The organism is Campylobacter sp. BCW_6889 (genome assembly GCF_001762535.1).
In the GTDB taxonomy this organism is placed as follows: Bacteria; Campylobacterota; Campylobacteria; order Campylobacterales; family Campylobacteraceae; genus Campylobacter_D; species Campylobacter_D jejuni.
Map to the genome: position 1 here is coordinate 40,516 of NZ_MJWZ01000076.1, position 19,837 is coordinate 60,352.

The following is a 19,837-nucleotide window of genomic DNA, read 5'->3' on the forward strand; positions in this document are numbered from 1 at the left end:
TCTTTATTGCTAAAATCTTTCAATAATTTTTCTAAAAAAACTTGAAAAACTACGATTTGAAACATTATCAAGCACTTTCCGTTCCAATCTATATAAAAGCTTGGAAGCTAGGGCTTTAAGCTCATCACTTGAGGCTGTGTTTTCATCGCTAAATAAAGTTCTTTTTTTAATACTACCACTTACATCTTTAGAAGCGCTTAAATGACCTAAGAATTCTAAATTTAAAGGATTTTTAATGTTTGCATCTGCAACTTTTTTAATATTTTCAAAAACTTTTAAAGCTTCATTTTCATTTTTTACAACATTAAAGAGCATTAGTAAATTTTCTTTTGTCTTAGAAGTTGTTTTTATGGTTGCATACGCATCAGTGATTGCTGCAGGATCAGGAACAGTTACTACTATAACTTCATCAGCCATTTCTAAAAAATTTAAAATATTTCCACCAATACCCGCGCCTGTGTCGATAATAAGAAAATCAAGCTCATCTAAAATACTTGCTTGATTTAAAAATCTCTCGTAAATATTTTTATCATTATATTTTAAAATCTCATCTCCACTTTCGCCTGGGATGAGCCATAAATTTGGCTTAACTTCTATTAAAATATCTTCCAAGGAGCATTCTCCACGTAAAACATGCAAGAGATTTTTTTGTATGCGTACATTTAAAATGACATCCAAATTTGCCAAGCCAATATCAGCATCAAAAAGCCCAACTTTATAGCCATTATTTGCTAAAACATTGGCTAGATTTGCGCTAATCGTACTTTTTCCAACGCCACCTTTTCCACTTGTAATAGCTATAAAATGAGTGTTTTGGGATTTTTTGGTTCCATTTTGACTCATGAGATTGCGAAGTTTATTTGCTTGGTTATTCATTATTTTTTCCTTTATTAAACCCTTCTAAAATACAATGAACTAGAAAATCACTATTGGCTACTTCTAAATCATCTGGCACTTCTTGTCCTGTAGAGAAAAAGCTTAGAGGAATATTCGTTTCATAAATAAGAGAGAAGATATTTCCAAAAACCTTTGTTTCATCAAATTTAGTAATAATCAAAGTATCAATATTTAAGAATGAAAAATTTTTATAAATTTCCATTAAATCTTCATGTTTGGTGTTTGCAGAAACCACTAAATTTACATCAATTTCTGCATTTGAGTGCATTAAAAATTCTTTAGTTTTAGAAAGTTTACTTTGATCGTATTGTGAATTTCCTATAGTATCAACCAAAATTACTTCGCAATTATTTAAGCTTTTTATCGCTTCATCTAAATCCTTTGGTTCTATGCTATCAATAATAGGAAGTTTCATCATTTTTGCATACTGAAAAAGTTGCTCAACCGCACCGATTCTATAAGTATCAAGCGTAATAATACCTGTTTTATAACGCTTATCTCCATAAGCATAGCGAAAAGCTAACTTAGCTAAGGTTGTTGTTTTTCCGACTCCTGTTGGGCCTACTAGCATCATGATTTTTTGTTTTTTTATATCGCTTTCAACACGACAAGGCAAGATATTTCTTAAAAGTGAGTGAAAATATCTTTGAACCGCATCTTTGTTGGTTTTCATAGCAGCTGGCATATTTTCTATAGTTGCCTTCATAATCGCTTCTAGATGATTTTCAAGCATTCCACTTTCTTTGGCTTGTTTATAAATACTTGCAAATTCAGGAGGTATCATAAGATTTTTTCTAGCTTCGGCTTTATCGTCCCACATCATATCTGCAAGAAGATCTATTTTATCGTTAAGCTTGTTGATTTGTTTTTCAAATTGCTTTTCAAAATTTTCTATTTTTTTATTATAATTTAGATTAGGGGTGTAATTTTCTAAAGGTGTGTTTGTGACTTTAGAAATTTCATTACTAACTTCACTTAGCTTTTCTTTAAAATCATCAAAGTCTAGAGTCTTATTTTGATGAGGGTTGATTTTGTTTTGTGGAAAATCTTGATAGGTTTTTTTAGTTAAGTCATTGTTTTTTACAGTGTTTAAATTTCTATTTAAGCGAGTATTTGAGAAATCCAAGACTACATCTTCATCTTCTTGAGGGATTTGAGATCTAATTTTTTCTTCTGCAAGAGAGGTAGAAGATGGTTTTGGCGAGCTTTTTTTTGCAGGTAAAGATTTCCCTTGTTTTTTTAAGTGTTCTTCATAGTCGCTTTCTTCTATGGCTACCATAACCTCATAAAGTGCATTGCGATTTAAGGTTTTAGGACGAATTTGTTTATTTGTTATAATTAAAGCTTTATCTCCGTAATCTTCTTTTACTTTGGGTATAATTTGTTCTGTATCTTCAACAGTAAAAGTATGTATAAGTTGTCCCATATTATATTCCTTATATCATGCCTAAAGGCAAAATTACACTCACTCTTTCTTTAGCCCCTTTATGAGGCACCTCACACCACTTATCACGCTTGACTTTTTGTGAAAAGTATAAAAGATCTAAATCAAGCGTTCTAGGAGCGTTTTTGAAAGTTCTCTTGCGTTTAAATTTTACTTCATAATAAAGTAAAACTTTCAAAAGTGCTCGTGCATGCAAATTAGTTTGTATCAACATAACAGCATTGGTAAAATCTTTTTGCTCTTTAAAACCAAAGGCTTCATTTATCAACATAGGAGATGTGGATAAAATTTTAAATCTTTTATCATCCATCATTACTCGAAAAAGCATATCAAATCTTTTTTTTTCAGGTTCTATATTGCTTCCTAAGCCTATAAGGGCTAAATATTTAAAAGATCGTATATTTTGACTAAAAAAAGGAAAAAAACGACTTTTTTCAAAGTGTTTTACTCCTTGAATTTTTAGCATTATTATTTATTCGTTTGTTGTGCTTGTTGCATCGCGCGCAAATTTTTTATTTGTTCGCAAATTTGAATTACGCCCATTAAAGCCAAGTGATAGCCAAAAGGACCAAAACCAACAATAGTTCCAGAACATACAGGTGCTATAAGACTTTTTTGACGAAATTCTTCTCTACGATAAACATTGCTAATATGCACTTCAATTGTAGGCAAAGCTACTGCTGCAATAGCATCGCGAATAGCTACTGAAGTATGAGTATAACCTGCTGCATTGATAATAATTCCATCAACTGTTCCAAGGCATTCTTGAATTTTATCTACGATTTCACCTTCAAAATTACTTTGGAAAAAGTCAAGTTCTACATTGTTTTGCGATGCTGCAAGTTTCATTTGCTCATGAATTTCTTCCATTTTCATAGCACCATAAATTCCCACTTCTCTTACGCCAAGCATATTAACATTTGGGCCTTGGATAATCATTATTTTCATGGATTTAACCTTAAAAATTTATTTTTAACCTTTTATTATAACATTTTAAAAATAAATTTTTGCTACAATGTAATTTTTGAAAGGAAAATCGTGTTTATAGCTGCTGCAAGATATCTTTTTTTATGCGATGAAGATTTTACAATACTAGAAAATCAAGCCTTTGTTTTTGAAGATAAAATTTTAGAATTGGGTGAATTGGATAATTTAAGAAAAAAATATCCCAAGGCTAAAATCATCAAAACACCTAAAAATTCGGTTATTTTACCTGCTTTTATAAATCCTCACACACACTTAGAATTTAGTGCAAATTCAACAACTTTACATTTTGGAGAATTTTTAATTTGGCTTAAAAGTGTTATAAATTCTCGTTCTATGTTAAATGCACAGGCCAAAGAAGAATTAATACTTCAAAGCATTAAAAAAATGCAAAAAAGCGGTATAGGCACTATAGGTGAAATTTCAAGTTTTGGGAGTGATTTAGATCCTTGTTTAAAGGCTAGTCAAAAGGGTATGCGTATAGTATTTTTTAATGAAATTTTGGGTACAAATGAAAATCAAGTTGAAGATAAAAAACAAGAATTTTTAAAAAGATTTGAAAATTCTTTGAAATTTAAAAATGATTTTTTTATTCCAGCAATTTCGATTCATTCTCCTTATTCAACTCATCCTAGTTTGGCTTATTTTGCTCTTGATTTAGCTAAAAAGCAAAATTTACTAGTTAGTACGCATTTTTTAGAAAGTAAGACTGAAAATATCTGGCTTAGAGAGTCTAAAGGGGGTTTTAAAAAATGGCTTGAAAATTTTACACTTCACCCTAAGCCTCTTTATACAGCAAAGGATTTTGCTAAACTCTTTAAAGGAGTAAGGACTCTTTTTACACATTGTGTTTATCTAAAAGAATATGAATGGTTAGATAAGAATTTACATTCTATTACACATTGCGCATTTTCAAATCGCCTTTTAAGTCAAAAAAGCTTAGATTTAAAAACAGCTTTAAAAAGTGGATTGAATATCCATTTAGGAACCGATGGACTTAGCTCAAATATTTCATTGTCCTTACTTGATGAAATGCGCGCGAATTTGCTTATACATAAGAATTTTGATTTATTGGAGTTAGCTTCTAAGCTTTTGCAAATGGTAACACTTTATCCTGCAAGGGCTTTAAATTTAAATTTAGGAGAGCTTAAAAAAGGTAAAATTGCTGATTTTAGCGTATTTGAGCTAGGAGAATGTGATAAAAAGCAAGCTCCTTTGCAGTTTATTTTAAATGCTAAGGAAGTGGATAAATTATTTATAAAAGGAAAAGAATGCAAATTTTAAAATCATTTTTTAAGGCTTTAGGGTGTGGAATAAAATTTATCAATACTTATTTTAAAACCTTTGTTTTATTGTTGATTGTTATATGGATTTTAATGTCTAGTGCAAATTCAAGCTCCAATCTTGCAAATTTAGAACGCATTGATTTAAAGGGTGAAATTTTTGATAGCTCTGCGGTTTTAGAAAAAATTATCAATGCTAAAAATGATAGCAATATCAAAGGAGTGCTTTTTGTTGTAGACTCTCCTGGTGGAGCTTTTGCTCCTAGTATGGAACTAGCTCTAGCTATAAAGGATTTAAAAATTAAAAAGCCTGTGCTTGTCTATGCAAGCGGAACTATGGCAAGTGGAAGTTATTTAGCAGGAGTTGGAGCAAATAAAATTTTAGCCAATCCGGCAAGTTTTATAGGCTCTATCGGTGTGATTATGCAAGGAGCTGATTTAAGTGGATTGGCTAATAAACTCGGTATTAAAGAACAAACTATTCAAGCAGGTGAATTTAAAAGTGCTGGAACTTTTGCAAGAGCTTGGAATGAGAATGAAAGAAATTTTTTACAGGGTTTAATTGATCAAAGTTATGATCTTTTTACAGGTTTTGTTGCTAAGGAAAGAGCATTAGATCTTAACAAAAAAGATCAATGGGCAAATGCAAGAGTGTTTTTAGCTGCCAAGGCTAAGGAGCTTGGTCTTATAGATGAGCTTAGTAATTATGAAAATGCTAAAAAGGAGCTTGAAAAACTTGCTAATGTTTCAAATCCCGTTTGGAAAGAAGAAAATAAGATTGATAAATTTCTTAACCGCCTAGAAGGACAAGCATCAAACTTGATAAGTAAAAGCTTAATCGAAATCGCTTATAAGACTAATAGCAGTTTTATAAACGCTAGATAAAATATATAAATATTTTTATTTAATTTTTGTAATATTTTTATGCAATAATTATTTATATTTTAGATAAGGAGTAAAATAATGAAAAAAAATATTGTTTTTTTTGAAGTTAAAGGTGGGAGTGATAAAGGTGAAGATGGTTATAGAAAAGATACTATACCTATGGTAAATGCCTTAAAAGCTAAGGGTTGGAATGCTGAGGTGATTTTTTTTGAAGTGAGTAAAAAAGATGAAATTTACAAATATGTGAAAGAAAATTTTGATGGTTATGTTTCTCGCATCAATCCTGGCAATCTTAAAGAAGAAAATGAGTATTTTGATATGTTAAGAAAACTTTGTGCTGATAAGCTTGTAGGTATGCCTCATCCTGATGCTATGATAGGTTATGGTGCTAAAGATGCACTTACAAAATTAGCAGATACTGATCTTGTTCCAAGCGATACTTATGCTTACTATGATATTAAGACTTTTAAAGAAAATTTTCCAAAAAGTTTGGCTAAAGGTGAAAGGGTTTTAAAGCAAAATCGTGGCTCTACAGGAGAGGGAATTTGGCGTGTGAGTGTAGAGGGTAGCGTTAGTGGAGATAGTTTGCCTTTAAACACAAAAATCAAGTGTACGGAAGCTAAGGATAATCATGTAGAACATAGAGAGCTTGGGGAATTTATGGATTTTTGTGAGCAATATATCATAGGTGATAATGGTATGCTTGTGGATATGACTTTTTTACCGCGCATTAAAGAAGGTGAAATCAGACTTTTAATGCTTTATAACACTCCTGTAAATGTAGTACATAAAAAACCAGCCGAAGATGCCGATGCTTTTTCTGCTACGCTTTTTAGTGGGGCAAAATATCGTTATGATAAGCCAGAAGATTGGAAAACTTTGGTGGATATGTTTTTAGGCGAGCTTCCTAAGGTAAGGGAAAGATTAGGCAATTACGACTTACCATTGATTTGGACGGCTGATTTTATTTTAGATACTGATGAAAAGGGCAATGATAAATATGTTTTAGGCGAGATTAATTGTTCTTGTGTAGGCTTTACTTCTCATTTAGAGCTTGCTGATGAAGTGGCTTCAAATATTATTAATATTGTAAGTAAAACTAAGGCTTAGTTTTTAAGTTTAATGTCCATTTTATTATTGAAAAATGGACATTCTTTTTCTATTGTTTTTAAGTTTGAGCTATATTCTATTGGGAAAAAATTTTCACAAAATGAGCATTTTGTATCTTTGGTTAGTATAGGATAGGAATAGTCAAATTTATCCAAAATAAAATATTTTATTTTTTATCCATTAAATTTCCTTCTTTGACTAACTTATACTTTATTTATTATTTTAACGCATAAATAGTTAATTAGAAATTTTCTGAATATTTTTTATAAAACTGTATGGCTTCTTTACATTTTTTACATTTAAATTTTACACCCTTAAGTTGAATTTTTGATGAATTCCAAAAGGTACATCATACATTTGTCCTACGCATTCGCATGTATAAAGATAAACTGCATTTTCATCATCTTTTTCTTCTTTGACTTCTTCAAAGCTTACTTTCCATCATCTTCAGAATCTAAAGAAGAACTTCTATATTGTTCAACTTTCATATCTTCATAGAGTATATGTTCTAAAAGCCATTTTTTAGAAACTGTGTAAAGATTCTCTTTTAAATCATTGATGGTTTTTATGTTTTGCATAAGATAAGACATATCATGAATGATATTTTATGCATGTATTGTTCTTCATTGTTAAAATGTTCTTTCATGTAGTTAAAAAGTTCTATTAAAATTTCTTTGAGTTCTTCTCGTTTTACAAATTTATAAACAGCACTTTCAACCTTGTCTGCAAGTTCAAAAAGTTTTTGGTGTTGAATGTCAATCTATAAAACCGCTTTACAAATCAAAGTCATTTGACACTTAAAATCAAAGTCTTATTTTTTCACTTTGATTTCTAACACGAAATTCACATCTATATTTTAACCTTTCAAATCAAAAGTTTTTAATTGCTTTTTGAAATTTTATGTTTAAATTCTTTGAAATTAAAATCAAAGGATTTAAAATGCAAATGCAAGAAGTGATTGAAAAATTAAAAGATATACTTGCAAGTGAAGGTAAGCGTGATTTAAAAACAAAAGATATAGCTAAAGAATTAGGCATCCATCCTGATACTTTTAATTCCATGAAATTTAGAAACTCTATTCCCTATCCACAAATCTTAAACTTTTTAAATGGGAGGAATATAAGCATTAATTATTTTTTCTATGGTGTCTCTCCTAAAGATCAATTAGAATGTGAGAATAAATATAGAATTTTAAAGCTTTATAAAACAAATGCGAGTTTAGGCGGAGGTGGAATAAATGATTTAATAGATTGCTCTGAGCTTATTATGGATGAAAAACTATTAAACTTTTTTGGTGATAAAGAATGTGAGTTTATCACCTGCTATGGAGAAAGCATGGAGCCACTTATAAAAGATGGAAGTATTTGTGTAATAGATAGAAATAAAACCTTTAAGAATAAAAGCATTTGTGTGATTAACACTAGAGATGGACTTTTTATAAAACAAGTTTTAAAACAAGATGATGGAGTGATTTTACACTCTTTAAATCCTTTATATAAAGATATATTTTATAAAAATGGAGATTTTTTGCTAATTGGCGTTGTAATTGGAGAACTTTCTAAGATGTAACAGCACACAATAAGCTAAGTCAAGCTAATCTCACAGAGAGTGTAAAACACAAGGTTGTTCTATCAAAAAGGAGATAAACATGAAAGATATCAAAAATTACACCGATAAAGAATTAAAAGAAAAAATCATACAAGATTTAGAGAGTGAATTTAGGATTTTGTACAAAAAGCTTTTAAAAGAAAAAGATTATCTTGCTAGGGATAATATATTAGAGCTTATGACTATTTATAATATGGGCATAAACTCTTATTCAATCGCTAAAAGATTTGAGATGAATGAAGATAAAAGTCTTATACAAGTTCCTTTGTTTGAAAGATATATTATAGGTAGAAAATTTGTAGTTAAATACAATAATGAAAAACAAAGATACGAATTAAAAAGTACCTTTTGTGAATTTTAAGGAGAAAAGATGAAATATCCTAATGTTTATGTGAAATTAGTTGGCGAAGATGGCAATGCTTTTAGTATTCTAGCAAGAGTAAGCAAGGCTTTAAAAAAAGCAGGTGTAAGCAAAGAAGAAATAAGTAAATTTCAAAAAGAAGCCATGAGTAGTGATTATAATCATTTATTAAATGTGGTGCAAGATTGGGTTAATACAAATTGATTTCAAAAAGATGTCAAACAACAGCACACATTCAGCCAAGCGAAGCTAATCTTGTCTTATCAAAACAAAAGGAGATAAGATGAGTAAAGTAATAGTAGATATCAAAAAAGGTTTTAGCAAGACTTTTATAAACGCTATTTGCAACCATAACAATGAACTTGTTTTAGAATATCTTAAAAATGGTATGAGTGCAACTAAAGAATGCATGGGCGAAGAACCTATGTTTTATGCAATAACTCATAATAATTTTGGAGCGATTTTACTTTTATTAAAATACGGTGCTATTTTAGATAAAGAGTATCTAGAAGAAAGCAATAAAGATTTTAGCAAAGAAGCTCTAAAGTTTTTAAGCTCTTTACTAAAATAAAAGAGAGTATTTTTACTCTCTTAGCTTTTAAAAATTCATAATCAAAAGCTCTTTACTTTCTTTTCTTTTTAAAACATTATTATTTAAAGAATACCTTACTTTTAATTCCTTAATATTAAAATCTTTATAAAGCTCTCTTATAAGCTCACAATCATTATAAGAAAGCATAAATTTACCTTTGATATTTTTAAGCAAATTACATAAAAGTTCATGTTCTTTTAGCCCAAAACCTCCTGTGTTTTTATAATAATTCTCAGTCCCTACATAAGGTGGATCTAAATAAAATAAAGCTTCATTGTAATCATATTCTTTTAAAATATATTCAAAGCTTTTATTTTCAATACTGGCATTTTTAAGTCTTTTTGTATGTAAGCTAAAATCCCTACATAATCTCTTTGGTGCTCTTTGTTTATTCATAGCAAAATGTCCCATGCTTGAACCAAAAGAAGTACTGATAAGATAAAAATAAAAAGCAGCCCTTTCTAAGTCATTTCTTGGCTTAATTTCTTTATTTTTAAGCATATGAAAGATTTTTCTACTTATTATCATAGAATTAAGCACATTTGCTAGGCTTTGGGGTTTATTTCTTATACAAAGATGTAAATTAATAAGCTCGTCGTTAATGTCGTTAATGACTTCTATTTTTGAAGCGCTTTTTTGATAAAAAACACTTAAAGCTCCACCAAAGACTTCAATATAGCTTTTATGCTCAGGCATTAAAGCGATGATTTCTTTAGCTAAATAGTTTTTACCACCCACCCAAGCAAACGGAGCTTTTAGCGTAGTTCTACGCGTAGCATTTGCGAAGCTGGAAAACGGAGCTTTTAGCGTAGTTCTTGTAGGTTTAATAAGTGTGCTAGTTTTTAGAAATTTGTCTGTATTATTTTTCATACAAACTCCTTTCAAAATAAAATTTAAAAAGCTAGTCTTTAAAAATAAAGCTATAATGCTTTTGCTAGTTTTTAGAAAAAGGAAGGCTTTAGTCTTCCTTATTACCCTTCAAAATTAACACTTATAGTATATCCACTCAAAGAAAAGTCATGTTTTACATCTTTAATACTAAAAATAACCTTTTCATCAATGCCTTTTATTTCTAAATTCGCTCCTGCTTTGATATTTTTCCCTACCATGCTAAAACTTCCTTCAAAAGAGCCTTTATTTAAAGCATTAAGCTTAGCATTTGCCAAGTTTAGTGCCTCACTATCATTCTTTACTCCAGCAATCTTTAGCTCATAAACACAACCCTTATCATTGCCACTTAAAACGCTTTTAACAATGCCTTGTTCTATATCTTGGTAAGTTAGTTTAACGCCTGTATAATCATTGCGATTTTTAATACTGATATTTAAATCACTAAGTTCGCTTATATCTAAAGTATATTTAATGCCACCCTCTTGTTTTCCACCACCCTTTACACCCTCTTGTGCTGCCTCTTTTTGCTCTATGATGATAAGAGTTTGTTCTTTTATGCAAGCTAAAAAGCCATATTTTGCACAAAGAGTATAAATAAACTCAATATCGCTTACATTGTTTTGAAGTTCATGTTTGATATAAGCTTTGTTTGCATTATTTGTTTTTGCTTTTAAATTATTTTCCCCAGCAATTTTTAAAGCAATATCTGCAAGATTAGTATTTTCCCAAGTCCTTGATTTTTTGTTTTTAATATTGCTAGCGAAATTAATCGCAGTAGCTTTAATATCTGTTGTTTTAGAGCTATAATTTTTACTAAAACTATTAATGCTAAAAGTACCACATTTAAAAAGTTTTTCATCAAATCCAAGCCAAAGCTCTAACTTATCGCCAAAAGGAGCTCTTGCATAAAGTCCATTTAAACTGATGCTTATCTCATCACTTTCATCCTTGGCCTTATCATCAAAGCTTAGATTAATAAGATTAAGACTTATCTTTTGTGTAATATCTTTATCATTTGCTTTTATCTTAAAACTAGGATGATTTACCATAAAGTTTCTTCCTTGTTTTCTTGAATTTCAATATTAGGCAAAATCACTTTATCTCCTGTTTTTAAAAGAGGCTCTAATTTTGGATTGGCTAATAAAACTTGATCAAAATACAAAAGCGTTCCATAATGCTTATAAACCACACTATCAAGCCTTTCATTGTTTTTTGCAATGTAAATCTCACTCATCAAAATCCCTTTGTAAATTAAGTTCAAAACTTTGTGTTAAAAAGCCACTGCCTTCTAAAAAAGCACTTTGTTTTTCGCTGATACTTAAAATCGCAAATTTTCCAAAATAAACTCCACTGGCACTACACATTGCATAGCTTTTATTTTGAGAAGCCATTTGCTTTAAAGTATCTAAATAAGTGTTTTTATCTTTACTAAGCGGTAAAGTTTTGCCACTTATTTTAATACTTTCATTTGCTTTAGCAACGCTGATTAAAGCATTATGATTATTAATACGTTCAATACTTCTAATGCCGTATTCATAATTTTTTTCAAGCTCATCTACATTTAAAGCTTCAAACTCAAACTCACCTAAACAAAATATCATTTTAACCCCAAATTGTTGTCTGCACTTTTTTATCTGCATTTTTATTTAATGCACTTAAAACACTATTTTCAACTTCTTTTGCGAAAGCTTTTAAATCAAACACTCCATTATTTGAACTTATATTAAAAGTTCCATTAATATTTACATTGATTTCATTTTTTTTAGAAATATCACTTCTTTTGGATAAAGCGGCAATTTCAGCTTGTCTTGCTTCATGCTTTGGAGCACCTGATCTTACTATGCCATGATGGGTTCTAGAATTATCATTTTGTAAATTTTGATATTTTTCTCCATCAACTTTTTTATCATTATCACTAAAACCAAAAAAAGAGGCCACGCTTTTAGCTATATCTTTAATCTTTGCAAATGCTTTGCTTAACCATTCAAACTTAGAAGCAAACCAATTAAATAAACCACCCCATAAAGAGCTAAAAAACTCGCCAAATCCGCTAAAAACGGAACTAATTTTATCTATAAATCCAATGAAAAAGGTTTTAACTTTATCCCAGTTCATGATAACAAGCGTTGCAATGGCGGCAATTGACATTAAAACAAGCCCTATAGGGTTGGTTAAAAAAGCGATTTTTAATATATTAAAAGCAGTTCTTATAGCATTAAGCGTAAAAGCAAATTGCGCTCCTGCAATTTTTGCAACCAAAAATCCTACTTTTAAAGCGCTAAGGGCCACACTAGCTATAGTTAAAGAAACTACTAAGGTACCTATAACTTTACTTAAATTTGGAAAAGCATCAATAATCTCTCTAATAAAGTTAATCAAAGATGAGATACTATCCATGACAAAGCTTAAAGCAGGTGCTAAAGCTTCGCCTATGCTTGCACTAAGATTTGCCATACTGGCACTAAGTTTTGCAAAGCTTGTGTTAGTGGAGTCTCCTAACTTTTTAAATTCATTATTTAAAGCACCCATTTTTGTATTTTTTAAAGATTTTAAAGCTTGTTCATACTTATCTGTATTGTCGACTAAATTTTGCATCATGCCTGCAGCACCCGTCCCAAAAACTGAATTTAAAAAAGAGACCATCTCATCTTTTGGTAAGGTTTTTATCTGATTTAAAAGTACTTTAACCGCACCGCTTGCATCTTGTTTAAAATAAGCACTTAGTTGTTCTGTACTAAGCCCCAAGCTTAAAAACTTGGTTTTCATATCATCACTTGCATTATTTAAATTACTCATAACGCTAGTCATTGCTTTAAAAGTTCCAATCGCTTCGCCTTCATCTTTAGTCGCACTTGCAAAAGCAGCACTTAAAGCTGCCGCACCCTCTGCACTCATACCAATAAGCTTTGCATCGCCTCCTACTTCATTCATTATCTTAGCAACACTTGAAGCACTTACATTGCTTGCTTTAGCTACACCAATTATCTTATCTCCAAGATTTTGCATATCTTTGGTATTTAATTTATAAATATTAGAAAGCTTACTCATGAAATTAATACTTTCTTCATTATTTAATTTAAAGACTTTACTATACTTAGCACCAAGTTCGCTAAATTTTAAAAGCTCACTTTCGCTTTTTATCCCAAGCCTTGCTCCTGCTTCACCCAATTTAGTAAGCTCATTAACATTCATTCCTATATTAGAACTTAGTTTTAAAAAATTTTTTCGTAAAAGATTTAAACTTTCATTATTTGTATTTAAAAAGGCGTTTATATTATTCATATCATCTTCAAGATTAGCACTGATTTTTACAGGCACACCGATAGCTAAAGCACTTGCGCCTTTAGCCATAAGCTCACCTTTTAAAGCACTAAATTTTTCACCTATTGCTTTAATCTTTGCCTTGGATTTTTCTAATGCATCAATACTTTTATTTAAGGCTTTTACACTTTTATTGCTTTGATCCAAATTAGCACTAAACTTTTTTAAAGCTTCAGTGTTTTTAGCAAATTCTTTAAAGCCTTTAAAGGCTAAAGATATACCAAAGCTAAGTCCTAAATCTTGCATATTTTTCCTTTTTATTGTAAAATCTATTTATGAAAAAAATAGACAATGCTTTTAATGCTAAAATCATCTTTTTAAAAAACTTTAAAATCGTTTTTAAAGCCTTTTTAACACTCGGTATTTTTGTCGCTTTTATGCTTTCTTTTTTAAGTGATGATTATTTAGCAGGTTTTGTTAATATCACTTCATTTTTTGTGCTTTTTTCTTTAATACTTTATATTGTAACCTTTATCTATTGTTTTTTTAAGCTTAAACACTCTTAGCGATTTTTAAACTAATATCTAAAAATTCAAGATAATCTTTTATGTTTAAACTCATAATTTCACTATAAGAAAAATGCAAATAATGAGCTATTAACGCAATAGCTTCATTATTCAGTGCTCCCACTGGGAGTTTGGTAATTGTTTAATTCATTGCTTAAAAGAGTAATGTCTTCAAGACTTAAATTATCAAGCTCTTCTAAACTCATATTAGTACATTCTCCTATCATATAAAAAGCTCTCGAACCTTCGCCTTTTTGCATATCCATAGAACGACGCAACATCCCAGCTGTTGGGGGATTAAATTTAACTTCATTTCCATTTGATAATTTGATTATTTTTGACATAATTTTCTCCTTATAGACTTAAATTTGCTTTTACTTTTGCCATTTTATCAATGCCATTAAATTCTAGAATAAGATTTTTTATATCAGCTAAAAATAGTCTTTTGCCATCCATTGTGATTTTTATAAAATGCACATTGATTTTTATTTCACTTGTAAATTCGCCACCTGCTACAATAGAAGGGGGAGTCATAGATGTAAATTCTCCATTTAACTCCACTACAAAAGGCACTTGTTTTCCTGATCCGCTTTGATGAATACTTGCTTTAAAAACAAGTGGGATTTTTGTTTTAGAAAAAGTATTTACTCCAAAAGCTTCAAAAGCTTGTTCTCCCATCTCACTAATTTTAAAAGAGCATTCCATTGCTTTAAATACACCCGTGCCATAATTTGCACTCAGCGCTCCTTTGCTTTCTAATACTTCTTGTTCTATAATAGGCAAAGTAATATCTCTTGCTACCCCAGCATAACCATACCCATCTATAAAACAATTTGCTTGTTCAATTACTTGAGGTACTTTATTAAACATGTTATTCTCCTTCTTTTAACTTCGCGGTGGAAGTAAATTCCACCTTACAACAAGGGATTTCATCCCCTTGACCCCTCTCTTGTGCTTTACACTCTCTTTAAGCTTGTGCTTTGCACTCTCTGTGAGAAAGCCCCAAAAGCCACCTTTTACTCTGCACTAATAGTTTTAATCAAATCACTTGCCCATTCATCAGAGTAGATGAACTCTAAAGTGATTTGTTTAACGATTGGATTATTCATCATTTTTATATTTAGATAAAACTTACCAGCACTCACATTGGCATCTGTGTTTCTTTCTTCATCCCAGCTTACCTCATAGCCAATTAAAACCTTAGCTCCTTTTAAATCTCTTAGCAATTCTTCAATGCTGATTTTTATAAAATATAATTCACTTGCTTTTTTATCAATAGCTTTAAAAGCTGCTTTTTGTCCTGCTAGGGCTATACGATCAAAAGTTCTTACACGAGCTAAATCTTGCCAAATCGTATCTTCATGGCTAGTTTCCCCACCCCAAGAGCGATAACCTTCACCTAAAATACAAGTTGAAATGTGAGCATTTCTTAATCTTTCTGCATCACAATCAAAGCCATTGATAAACTCTATAAAATGTTCTGTGCCAGTAACCCCATTCATCACTCTATTTGAGTAAGAATCACTAAAGCCATATTCTTTATCCCCATCTGTATGGGCTATTAAACCTGCGATGATAGGAGATTGTGGAACATAAGCGTATTTTCCTTGTGTATTTAAGATTTGAACCTGTGGCCAAGTGGCAATTAATCTTTTGGAGCTAAAAGCCTCCATTGCATTAATAGCTTCACCAACATTTGTAGCGTAAAGATCTACAATAGCTGTGATATTCATAGAACTTGCCACACTTTCAAGCTTAGCCTTTACTCCTGCTTCATGTGAGTAATAAGGAGCAATGATTAAATCAGGGCTAAAGCCTGTTTTATGCTTGGCTTTTTTAAAGGCTTCTATGGCATTAACAATATTGGTTAAAGTGTTTTCACTTTCCTCGCTTTCTTCAAAAAAACTAATAATAATTACATTACTTACATTTTGTAGATTGATACATTCTAAAGTATCTAAAAGTCTAAAATCTTGTAAGTTATTTTCTTTGATTAAATCGTTTACAAATTCTTTTGCTTTGCTTACATTTGAAAAGGCAAAGATTGGAAAGCTATCCACGCTTTCATAACCAGCCTTTGTGTAAATCATTTCTTTACTTGCACCTTTTATAGCCCCAGCAATACCTATAGGCGTATCACTTTGCACTTTAATAGGACTTGCTGCACCATTACTAATATTAAAATTAACTCCATAATTTGCTGTCATTATTCACTCCTTATTTCTTTACATTTTTTGTATTTTTTGTTTTTTTAGGATTTAAATTAAGCTCTTTTTTCATAACAATTTGATCTTGTTTAGAAATTTCAAATAAAAAGGCATAATCTCCATAAGTATCAGAACTAGCTTCTAACTTTTCAACATTAAAATCTTCACTTTGAATTTCTTGCTCACCTATAAAAATGGATTTTTTTACTCTTACATTGGTAATTTCTGTTTGACCATAATATCCATTACCTCTAGCAAAAAGCTTATTAGGCATTGGCGTATTTTCAAGTTCTATGCTTACCTCTCTACTTCCTGAACTAGACCATAAGCAACACTCATCAGAACCACCATTATATTTTTTAAACACATGGGCGATTTTGTGATAGGTTTCTTGATAAATCCCACTTGTTTTAATCGTTCCTACAATTTGATTATCTGTAGGAGTAGGATTAGAATCTATAGTAAAATCGCTTCTATTAAGACCATTACCATCTTTAGTCATAGTAAATTTTGCGTTTTCATACTCATCTTGAACTTTATTTGGAGTAGCAAAACCATTTTCAAAACCAAGTCTTAAATCACTCATACAACCCCCATATTGTCCACCTGTGGTAGTGTTATCAAATGTGATGATGATTTTTTCTTTAGGGGCAATATCATTGCTACCATCTCCTAGTAAATCAACCCAGCTTGTAAAATCATTATCATTAGCAGTGCAAATAAATAATTGCTTTTTACTTTCTACAACCGCCCAAATTTCTCCTACTTTAGCTTGTGTATTGTAGTTAGGTGGGGTTTTTGATATTTTTATGTTTGTATTTTGGAAATTTTGATCTTGTAAAATTTCCTCAATGAGACTTTTAAGCTCCTCTTTATTAACAAGCTCTTCTTTAAAAAGCTTTAGTTTTTTATCTATAAGCTCATTAACTTTTTGAGCATTAAGCTTATCACTAACTATAGGTTCACTTGGCTCTTTTGAGCCTTGATTAATATCTGGAATAAAAGAAATTCCATAATCTTTCATTTTAACTCCTTTTTATGCTTTCACTTTGTGCGAATAAAATCCGCCCAAAGTCGCTTTTACTCTTGTGCTTTGCACTCTCTTTGAGAAAGCCCCCGTCCCACTGCGTGGGTAGCTCACCTTTTTTATTTTCCTTTTATCAAGCATTTTATTGCATGATAAAGATTGCAAGAATGATAAAATACAAAGATTTTAAACTTAGAACATCCAAGCAAAGTCATAGCTTCTTTTAATGCTAAATCAGCTGTCTTATAATCAGCTCTAGAGTTTGCTTTTTCACATAAAAAATCATGCACCACACAAGCACTAAAATACTCGCTTTTAAAAGGTGGAAACAAAGACCAAAAAAGGCGTGGGATACTTGCTCCATCCGTTTTAAAGCCTTGTGGTACAATGCCTTTGTAATTTGGCAAAATAAACTCATAATCTTGTATCACTTCAAATCTATCTTTATCATAAGGTTTTACGAAAACCCTTTTTAATTCTGTTTTAGTCATTTTTCACTCTCCCAAACAATTAAATCAAGTTCTTCTTTGCTTTGTGCATTTCTAGCTTTTTCTTTTAAAGCACTTGCTTTAAAAATAGTTTCTTGTACGAAATAAGCCATGCTACTTGCAAAGAGTTTAAACTCATCTACGCTAAATCTTGTAGTTGAATTATCAAGCGCAATCCAATCAATATAAGGAATTAAATTAGGATTAACAAGAGCATTGGTTACTGCTCCATTAATTCTTAACTGATCTTCATTAGAACTTTGATAGATTTTACCTTTAAAAGAAAATCCACCATTTAGAATATTTTCTTTTTTTGTATTAATCTCGTTGATTTTTAACTCTTTTGCCTCGTTTAAAAGCTCTTCTTCGCTTTTAGGAGGATTTATTAAAGAGTTAAACTCTTCTTCGCTAATAGGTGTTAAGCCTGTTTTAATTTGCTCATCGCTCACTTCATCCTCATAAGCATAAATTTGATTATTATCGTTTTTGTCTATAAAATATTTCATATATGGCTCCTATTAAGATTTAAAAGACGTGCTTCTACCAACACATTTGTTGGGTTAGCTAAAGTAAAAATTGAGTAAATATCATTAGGTTTTAATATTAATGTAATTTGAGAATTTGGTCTAAGTGTAGTAATTTTTTTATTGTTTACAATCACATCTACATCTGCTTCCACCCTCAATAGTATAGTATGTATAGTAACAGGAATTGTAAGCCCTGTTGTATTTGTATAATTGACTCTGCTTCTCATATCATGAGCCTTAGTTAAAGGATCTCCATCAAGATAAACACCAAAACCTATCAATGATAATAATTCTATATTATTCAATAAAGCTAGACTAGGAATTTTTTCTTTTAAAGCATCCACTAATTGTTTTGCTACGCCTATGTTTTCTTTTTTATTGATTAAAGCTATTAATTCATCTCTTAATTGTGCATCTAAAGAAGCGGCAGTTCCTGTATTTTCCTTTTTATTGATGAGCTTTGTTAATTCTGTTTTTAAAGCTTTATCCAAATTAGCCGCTACACCCTTGTCTTCCTTGGTGTTAATCAAAGCTTTTAATTCTTCTTTCAAGGTTTCAATTTTGAGTTCAAGCTCAATTTTAATAGCATCCACATAATCACGACTTGCCATGATTACACTAGGATCTAGTTTTAAAATAACTTCCTCTGCATTAGAAAGCTCCATGACAATTTTTATCATAAGCTCTTTAGCACTGCCTTCTTTTAAGATAGGTTTATAAGTGCGTGGGACATTTCCAACTGCAAGCAAATCTCCTGCTTCATCATAAATGCCTACTGCATTAACTTCAAATCCCCCTACATCGCTTGGCACATGACACATTAAATTCACATAGTTTGGATTGCTTTCATCCACACTTTTGCTACTAATATTAGCTTCATATACAATCTCTTCTAAGCTTTGCATTTCTTCACTGGGCAAAATAACTTTTGAACTTAATTTAAAGCTTTTTAAATTGATACCATTTCCACTTGCTCTTGCGGCAATAAATTTAGCAATGCCAATTTTTGTTAGTATGGTATAGTATTCACTTTTTGCCATTAATACACTCCTTTAAAATCAATATTAGTTCTTGTTATTTCACAAATAAAAACACCCATTGCATTTAAACTTGGTTTCTGATTGTTTTCAATTTGCGTGGTTTGAAAAGGTAAGATTTCTATAGTTTCTCCACTTATTTCTACACTAGCATTAAAACTATCATTTTTACTTTCAATCTCTATTTCAATTGCTTCTAAAACGCTTCTAACATTTTTAAAATCATAAATTAGTCTTTCTAAAGTATTAAGCGTTCTTTCATCAAAGCTAACATTAGTTGTGCTTACTTTAACTTTAAAAAAATAAGGCTTTCCACCATAATTAAACCACTCTTTAACCACTGCAGTAGGAAATACGGCTCTTAAAGCTTCTTTTATAGCCCAAGTTGTGCCGTTGTATCTATCTAAAAGCAAGGCTTTAGATATAAGCTTTCTTGCTTCTTTTTCATTTAAACCATCAATACTTACATCATAAGCATTGGCTAAAATTGGCAATAATCTTTCATCGCAATTTAGAGCTAGATTTGTGATACTAGCTAAATTTAAATCTTCAAATCTTGTTTTAGCACTTAAATCAATGGCTTTGCTTTGTTTTGGGTGATGATTTAAAATTAAAGTGTTCATAGCACCGCCTTTTTTATGCTATCACTTTGTGCAAACGAAGTTCGCC

At 30.6% G+C, this 19,837-nt stretch carries 26 protein-coding genes and 1 pseudogene; 8 read left to right on the forward strand and 19 right to left on the reverse strand.

Features of this window, described 5'->3' with window-relative positions; all coding sequences use genetic code 11:
* Positions 1-9: 9 nt before the first annotated feature.
* Genes flhG through aroQ form a run of 4 tightly spaced genes read right to left on the reverse strand, consistent with a single transcriptional unit; the run spans position 10 to position 3,289 of the window.
* The gene (flhG, locus tag AJ939_RS08615; RefSeq protein WP_002854691.1) at positions 10-876 is read right to left on the reverse strand and encodes a flagella biosynthesis ATPase FlhG; all 867 of its coding nucleotides are present in this window, start codon (positions 874-876) and stop codon (positions 10-12) included.
* The gene (flhF, locus tag AJ939_RS08620; protein WP_044779360.1) at positions 869-2,323 is read right to left on the reverse strand and encodes a flagellar biosynthesis protein FlhF; all 1,455 of its coding nucleotides are present in this window, start codon (positions 2,321-2,323) and stop codon (positions 869-871) included. Before flhF ends, flhG begins: the two co-directional genes overlap by 8 nt.
* Before the next feature lie 10 nt (positions 2,324-2,333).
* Positions 2,334-2,807 carry a 2-amino-4-hydroxy-6-hydroxymethyldihydropteridine diphosphokinase gene (gene folK, locus AJ939_RS08625; protein ID WP_002851803.1) on the reverse strand — a complete coding sequence of 158 codons (474 nt, stop codon included), beginning with the start codon at positions 2,805-2,807 and terminating at the stop codon, positions 2,334-2,336.
* Positions 2,808-2,809: 2 nt separating this feature from the next.
* The gene (gene aroQ / locus AJ939_RS08630) at positions 2,810-3,289 is read right to left on the reverse strand and encodes a type II 3-dehydroquinate dehydratase (RefSeq protein WP_044779361.1); all 480 of its coding nucleotides are present in this window, start codon (positions 3,287-3,289) and stop codon (positions 2,810-2,812) included.
* A 90-nt stretch (positions 3,290-3,379) separates the two neighbouring features.
* On the opposite strand from aroQ, the gene AJ939_RS08635 reads away from it, so the two are divergent.
* The 3 genes from AJ939_RS08635 to AJ939_RS08645 all read left to right on the forward strand — a co-directional run bounded on the left by AJ939_RS08635 (position 3,380) and on the right by AJ939_RS08645 (position 6,603).
* The gene (locus tag AJ939_RS08635; protein WP_070276106.1) at positions 3,380-4,609 is read left to right on the forward strand and encodes a metal-dependent hydrolase; all 1,230 of its coding nucleotides are present in this window, start codon (positions 3,380-3,382) and stop codon (positions 4,607-4,609) included.
* On the forward strand, positions 4,597-5,493 hold the full coding sequence (sppA, locus tag AJ939_RS08640) for a signal peptide peptidase SppA (protein ID WP_044779363.1): 897 nt from the start codon (positions 4,597-4,599) through the stop codon (positions 5,491-5,493). Before AJ939_RS08635 ends, sppA begins: the two co-directional genes overlap by 13 nt.
* 78 nt (positions 5,494-5,571) lie before the next feature.
* Positions 5,572-6,603, forward strand: a complete 1,032-nt coding sequence (locus AJ939_RS08645) for a Cj0069 family protein (RefSeq protein ID WP_002933934.1) — start codon at positions 5,572-5,574, stop codon at positions 6,601-6,603.
* Positions 6,604-6,844: 241 nt separating this feature from the next.
* On the opposite strand, the pseudogene AJ939_RS11320 reads toward AJ939_RS08645, so the two are convergent.
* Positions 6,845-7,363: pseudogene (locus AJ939_RS11320) on the reverse strand (hemerythrin family protein).
* Positions 7,364-7,542: 179 nt separating this feature from the next.
* Between AJ939_RS11320 and AJ939_RS08660 the strand changes: the two are divergent.
* The 4 genes from AJ939_RS08660 (at position 7,543) to AJ939_RS08675 (ending at position 9,143) form a co-directional block, all read left to right on the forward strand.
* Entirely contained in the window at positions 7,543-8,172 is a 630-nt protein-coding gene (locus AJ939_RS08660; RefSeq protein ID WP_070276107.1) for a helix-turn-helix transcriptional regulator, read from the forward strand.
* 79 nt (positions 8,173-8,251) lie between these two features.
* On the forward strand, positions 8,252-8,572 hold the full coding sequence (locus tag AJ939_RS08665; protein ID WP_002891469.1) for a hypothetical protein: 321 nt from the start codon (positions 8,252-8,254) through the stop codon (positions 8,570-8,572).
* A gap of 9 nt (positions 8,573-8,581) precedes the next feature.
* Entirely contained in the window at positions 8,582-8,776 is a 195-nt protein-coding gene (locus AJ939_RS08670) for a hypothetical protein (RefSeq protein ID WP_002843339.1), read from the forward strand.
* Positions 8,777-8,855: 79 nt separating this feature from the next.
* Positions 8,856-9,143: a hypothetical protein gene (locus tag AJ939_RS08675; RefSeq protein WP_002865289.1), complete on the forward strand. Its 288-nt coding sequence runs from the start codon at positions 8,856-8,858 to the stop codon at positions 9,141-9,143.
* A gap of 27 nt (positions 9,144-9,170) precedes the next feature.
* Here the strand turns inward: AJ939_RS08675 and AJ939_RS08680 are convergent, their stop codons facing one another.
* The 5 genes from AJ939_RS08680 to AJ939_RS08700 all read right to left on the reverse strand — a co-directional run bounded on the left by AJ939_RS08680 (position 9,171) and on the right by AJ939_RS08700 (position 13,622).
* A complete protein-coding gene (locus tag AJ939_RS08680) occupies positions 9,171-10,034 on the reverse strand; it encodes a DNA adenine methylase (protein WP_070276108.1) in 864 nt (287 codons plus the stop codon).
* Positions 10,035-10,135: 101 nt separating this feature from the next.
* Positions 10,136-11,104 carry a phage late control D family protein gene (locus AJ939_RS08685; RefSeq protein WP_070276109.1) on the reverse strand — a complete coding sequence of 323 codons (969 nt, stop codon included), beginning with the start codon at positions 11,102-11,104 and terminating at the stop codon, positions 10,136-10,138.
* On the reverse strand, positions 11,098-11,289 hold the full coding sequence (locus AJ939_RS08690) for a tail protein X (protein ID WP_002910020.1): 192 nt from the start codon (positions 11,287-11,289) through the stop codon (positions 11,098-11,100). The genes AJ939_RS08685 and AJ939_RS08690 overlap by 7 nt, the downstream gene beginning before the upstream one ends.
* Positions 11,282-11,656, reverse strand: a complete 375-nt coding sequence (locus AJ939_RS08695; RefSeq protein ID WP_002789966.1) for a phage tail protein — start codon at positions 11,654-11,656, stop codon at positions 11,282-11,284. Before AJ939_RS08695 ends, AJ939_RS08690 begins: the two co-directional genes overlap by 8 nt.
* Before the next feature lies 1 nt (position 11,657).
* A complete protein-coding gene (locus tag AJ939_RS08700; RefSeq protein WP_070276110.1) occupies positions 11,658-13,622 on the reverse strand; it encodes a phage tail tape measure protein in 1,965 nt (654 codons plus the stop codon).
* A 29-nt stretch (positions 13,623-13,651) separates the two neighbouring features.
* Here AJ939_RS08700 and AJ939_RS08705 point away from each other — a divergent pair, with 29 nt between their 5' ends.
* Positions 13,652-13,882, forward strand: coding sequence for a hypothetical protein (locus tag AJ939_RS08705; protein WP_002789978.1), 231 nt, complete (start codon positions 13,652-13,654; stop codon positions 13,880-13,882).
* Here AJ939_RS08705 and AJ939_RS11010 read toward each other — a convergent pair.
* The 9 genes from AJ939_RS11010 to AJ939_RS08745 form a co-directional block, all read right to left on the reverse strand.
* Positions 13,869-14,006 carry a hypothetical protein gene (locus AJ939_RS11010; RefSeq protein ID WP_002865793.1) on the reverse strand — a complete coding sequence of 46 codons (138 nt, stop codon included), beginning with the start codon at positions 14,004-14,006 and terminating at the stop codon, positions 13,869-13,871. The two genes, AJ939_RS08705 and AJ939_RS11010, sit on opposite strands and share 14 nt — an antisense overlap.
* Positions 13,990-14,226, reverse strand: a complete 237-nt coding sequence (locus tag AJ939_RS08710; RefSeq protein ID WP_002789979.1) for a phage tail assembly protein — start codon at positions 14,224-14,226, stop codon at positions 13,990-13,992. The genes AJ939_RS11010 and AJ939_RS08710 overlap by 17 nt, the downstream gene beginning before the upstream one ends.
* Before the next feature lie 10 nt (positions 14,227-14,236).
* Positions 14,237-14,752 carry a phage major tail tube protein gene (locus tag AJ939_RS08715; RefSeq protein ID WP_002865794.1) on the reverse strand — a complete coding sequence of 172 codons (516 nt, stop codon included), beginning with the start codon at positions 14,750-14,752 and terminating at the stop codon, positions 14,237-14,239.
* 146 nt (positions 14,753-14,898) lie between these two features.
* Entirely contained in the window at positions 14,899-16,089 is a 1,191-nt protein-coding gene (locus AJ939_RS08720; RefSeq protein WP_070276111.1) for a phage tail sheath family protein, read from the reverse strand.
* A 10-nt stretch (positions 16,090-16,099) separates the two neighbouring features.
* Positions 16,100-17,113 (reverse strand): hypothetical protein, encoded by a 1,014-nt coding sequence (locus tag AJ939_RS08725; RefSeq protein ID WP_070276112.1) that lies wholly within the window; start codon positions 17,111-17,113, stop codon positions 16,100-16,102.
* Positions 17,114-17,235: 122 nt separating this feature from the next.
* A complete protein-coding gene (locus AJ939_RS08730; RefSeq protein ID WP_070276113.1) occupies positions 17,236-17,607 on the reverse strand; it encodes a DUF1353 domain-containing protein in 372 nt (123 codons plus the stop codon).
* Positions 17,604-18,110: a DUF4376 domain-containing protein gene (locus AJ939_RS08735; RefSeq protein ID WP_002924980.1), complete on the reverse strand. Its 507-nt coding sequence runs from the start codon at positions 18,108-18,110 to the stop codon at positions 17,604-17,606. The genes AJ939_RS08730 and AJ939_RS08735 overlap by 4 nt, the downstream gene beginning before the upstream one ends.
* Complete coding sequence (locus tag AJ939_RS08740; protein WP_070276114.1) at positions 18,107-19,171, reverse strand: phage tail protein; 1,065 nt, start codon at positions 19,169-19,171, stop codon at positions 18,107-18,109. The genes AJ939_RS08735 and AJ939_RS08740 overlap by 4 nt, the downstream gene beginning before the upstream one ends.
* The gene (locus AJ939_RS08745) at positions 19,171-19,791 is read right to left on the reverse strand and encodes a phage tail protein I (RefSeq protein WP_070276115.1); all 621 of its coding nucleotides are present in this window, start codon (positions 19,789-19,791) and stop codon (positions 19,171-19,173) included. Before AJ939_RS08745 ends, AJ939_RS08740 begins: the two co-directional genes overlap by 1 nt.
* Between the last annotated feature and the right edge of the window lie 46 nt (positions 19,792-19,837).

What these genes read in the sequence shown, in the direction of transcription:
- folK (WP_002851803.1), bottom strand. Translation starts at nt 2,807, where the DNA reads ATGCTAAAAATTCAAGGAGTAAAACACTTTGAAAAAAGTCGTTTTTTT.
- AJ939_RS08680 (WP_070276108.1), bottom strand. Translation starts at nt 10,034, where the DNA reads ATGAAAAATAATACAGACAAATTTCTAAAAACTAGCACACTTATTAAA.
- AJ939_RS08735 (WP_002924980.1), bottom strand. Translation starts at nt 18,110, where the DNA reads ATGAAATATTTTATAGACAAAAACGATAATAATCAAATTTATGCTTAT.
- AJ939_RS08715 (WP_002865794.1), bottom strand. Translation starts at nt 14,752, where the DNA reads ATGTTTAATAAAGTACCTCAAGTAATTGAACAAGCAAATTGTTTTATA.
- flhF (WP_044779360.1), bottom strand. Translation starts at nt 2,323, where the DNA reads ATGGGACAACTTATACATACTTTTACTGTTGAAGATACAGAACAAATT.
- AJ939_RS08670 (WP_002843339.1), top strand. Translation starts at nt 8,582, where the DNA reads ATGAAATATCCTAATGTTTATGTGAAATTAGTTGGCGAAGATGGCAAT.
- AJ939_RS08695 (WP_002789966.1), bottom strand. Translation starts at nt 11,656, where the DNA reads ATGATATTTTGTTTAGGTGAGTTTGAGTTTGAAGCTTTAAATGTAGAT.
- AJ939_RS08690 (WP_002910020.1), bottom strand. Translation starts at nt 11,289, where the DNA reads ATGAGTGAGATTTACATTGCAAAAAACAATGAAAGGCTTGATAGTGTG.
- AJ939_RS08665 (WP_002891469.1), top strand. Translation starts at nt 8,252, where the DNA reads ATGAAAGATATCAAAAATTACACCGATAAAGAATTAAAAGAAAAAATC.
- AJ939_RS08710 (WP_002789979.1), bottom strand. Translation starts at nt 14,226, where the DNA reads ATGTCAAAAATAATCAAATTATCAAATGGAAATGAAGTTAAATTTAAT.
- AJ939_RS08660 (WP_070276107.1), top strand. Translation starts at nt 7,543, where the DNA reads ATGCAAATGCAAGAAGTGATTGAAAAATTAAAAGATATACTTGCAAGT.
- AJ939_RS08700 (WP_070276110.1), bottom strand. Translation starts at nt 13,622, where the DNA reads ATGCAAGATTTAGGACTTAGCTTTGGTATATCTTTAGCCTTTAAAGGC.
- AJ939_RS08740 (WP_070276114.1), bottom strand. Translation starts at nt 19,171, where the DNA reads ATGGCAAAAAGTGAATACTATACCATACTAACAAAAATTGGCATTGCT.
- aroQ (WP_044779361.1), bottom strand. Translation starts at nt 3,289, where the DNA reads ATGAAAATAATGATTATCCAAGGCCCAAATGTTAATATGCTTGGCGTA.
- flhG (WP_002854691.1), bottom strand. Translation starts at nt 876, where the DNA reads ATGAATAACCAAGCAAATAAACTTCGCAATCTCATGAGTCAAAATGGA.
- AJ939_RS08745 (WP_070276115.1), bottom strand. Translation starts at nt 19,791, where the DNA reads ATGAACACTTTAATTTTAAATCATCACCCAAAACAAAGCAAAGCCATT.
- AJ939_RS08675 (WP_002865289.1), top strand. Translation starts at nt 8,856, where the DNA reads ATGAGTAAAGTAATAGTAGATATCAAAAAAGGTTTTAGCAAGACTTTT.
- AJ939_RS08730 (WP_070276113.1), bottom strand. Translation starts at nt 17,607, where the DNA reads ATGACTAAAACAGAATTAAAAAGGGTTTTCGTAAAACCTTATGATAAA.
- AJ939_RS08705 (WP_002789978.1), top strand. Translation starts at nt 13,652, where the DNA reads ATGAAAAAAATAGACAATGCTTTTAATGCTAAAATCATCTTTTTAAAA.
- AJ939_RS08725 (WP_070276112.1), bottom strand. Translation starts at nt 17,113, where the DNA reads ATGAAAGATTATGGAATTTCTTTTATTCCAGATATTAATCAAGGCTCA.
- AJ939_RS08720 (WP_070276111.1), bottom strand. Translation starts at nt 16,089, where the DNA reads ATGACAGCAAATTATGGAGTTAATTTTAATATTAGTAATGGTGCAGCA.
- AJ939_RS08685 (WP_070276109.1), bottom strand. Translation starts at nt 11,104, where the DNA reads ATGGTAAATCATCCTAGTTTTAAGATAAAAGCAAATGATAAAGATATT.
- sppA (WP_044779363.1), top strand. Translation starts at nt 4,597, where the DNA reads ATGCAAATTTTAAAATCATTTTTTAAGGCTTTAGGGTGTGGAATAAAA.
- AJ939_RS08645 (WP_002933934.1), top strand. Translation starts at nt 5,572, where the DNA reads ATGAAAAAAAATATTGTTTTTTTTGAAGTTAAAGGTGGGAGTGATAAA.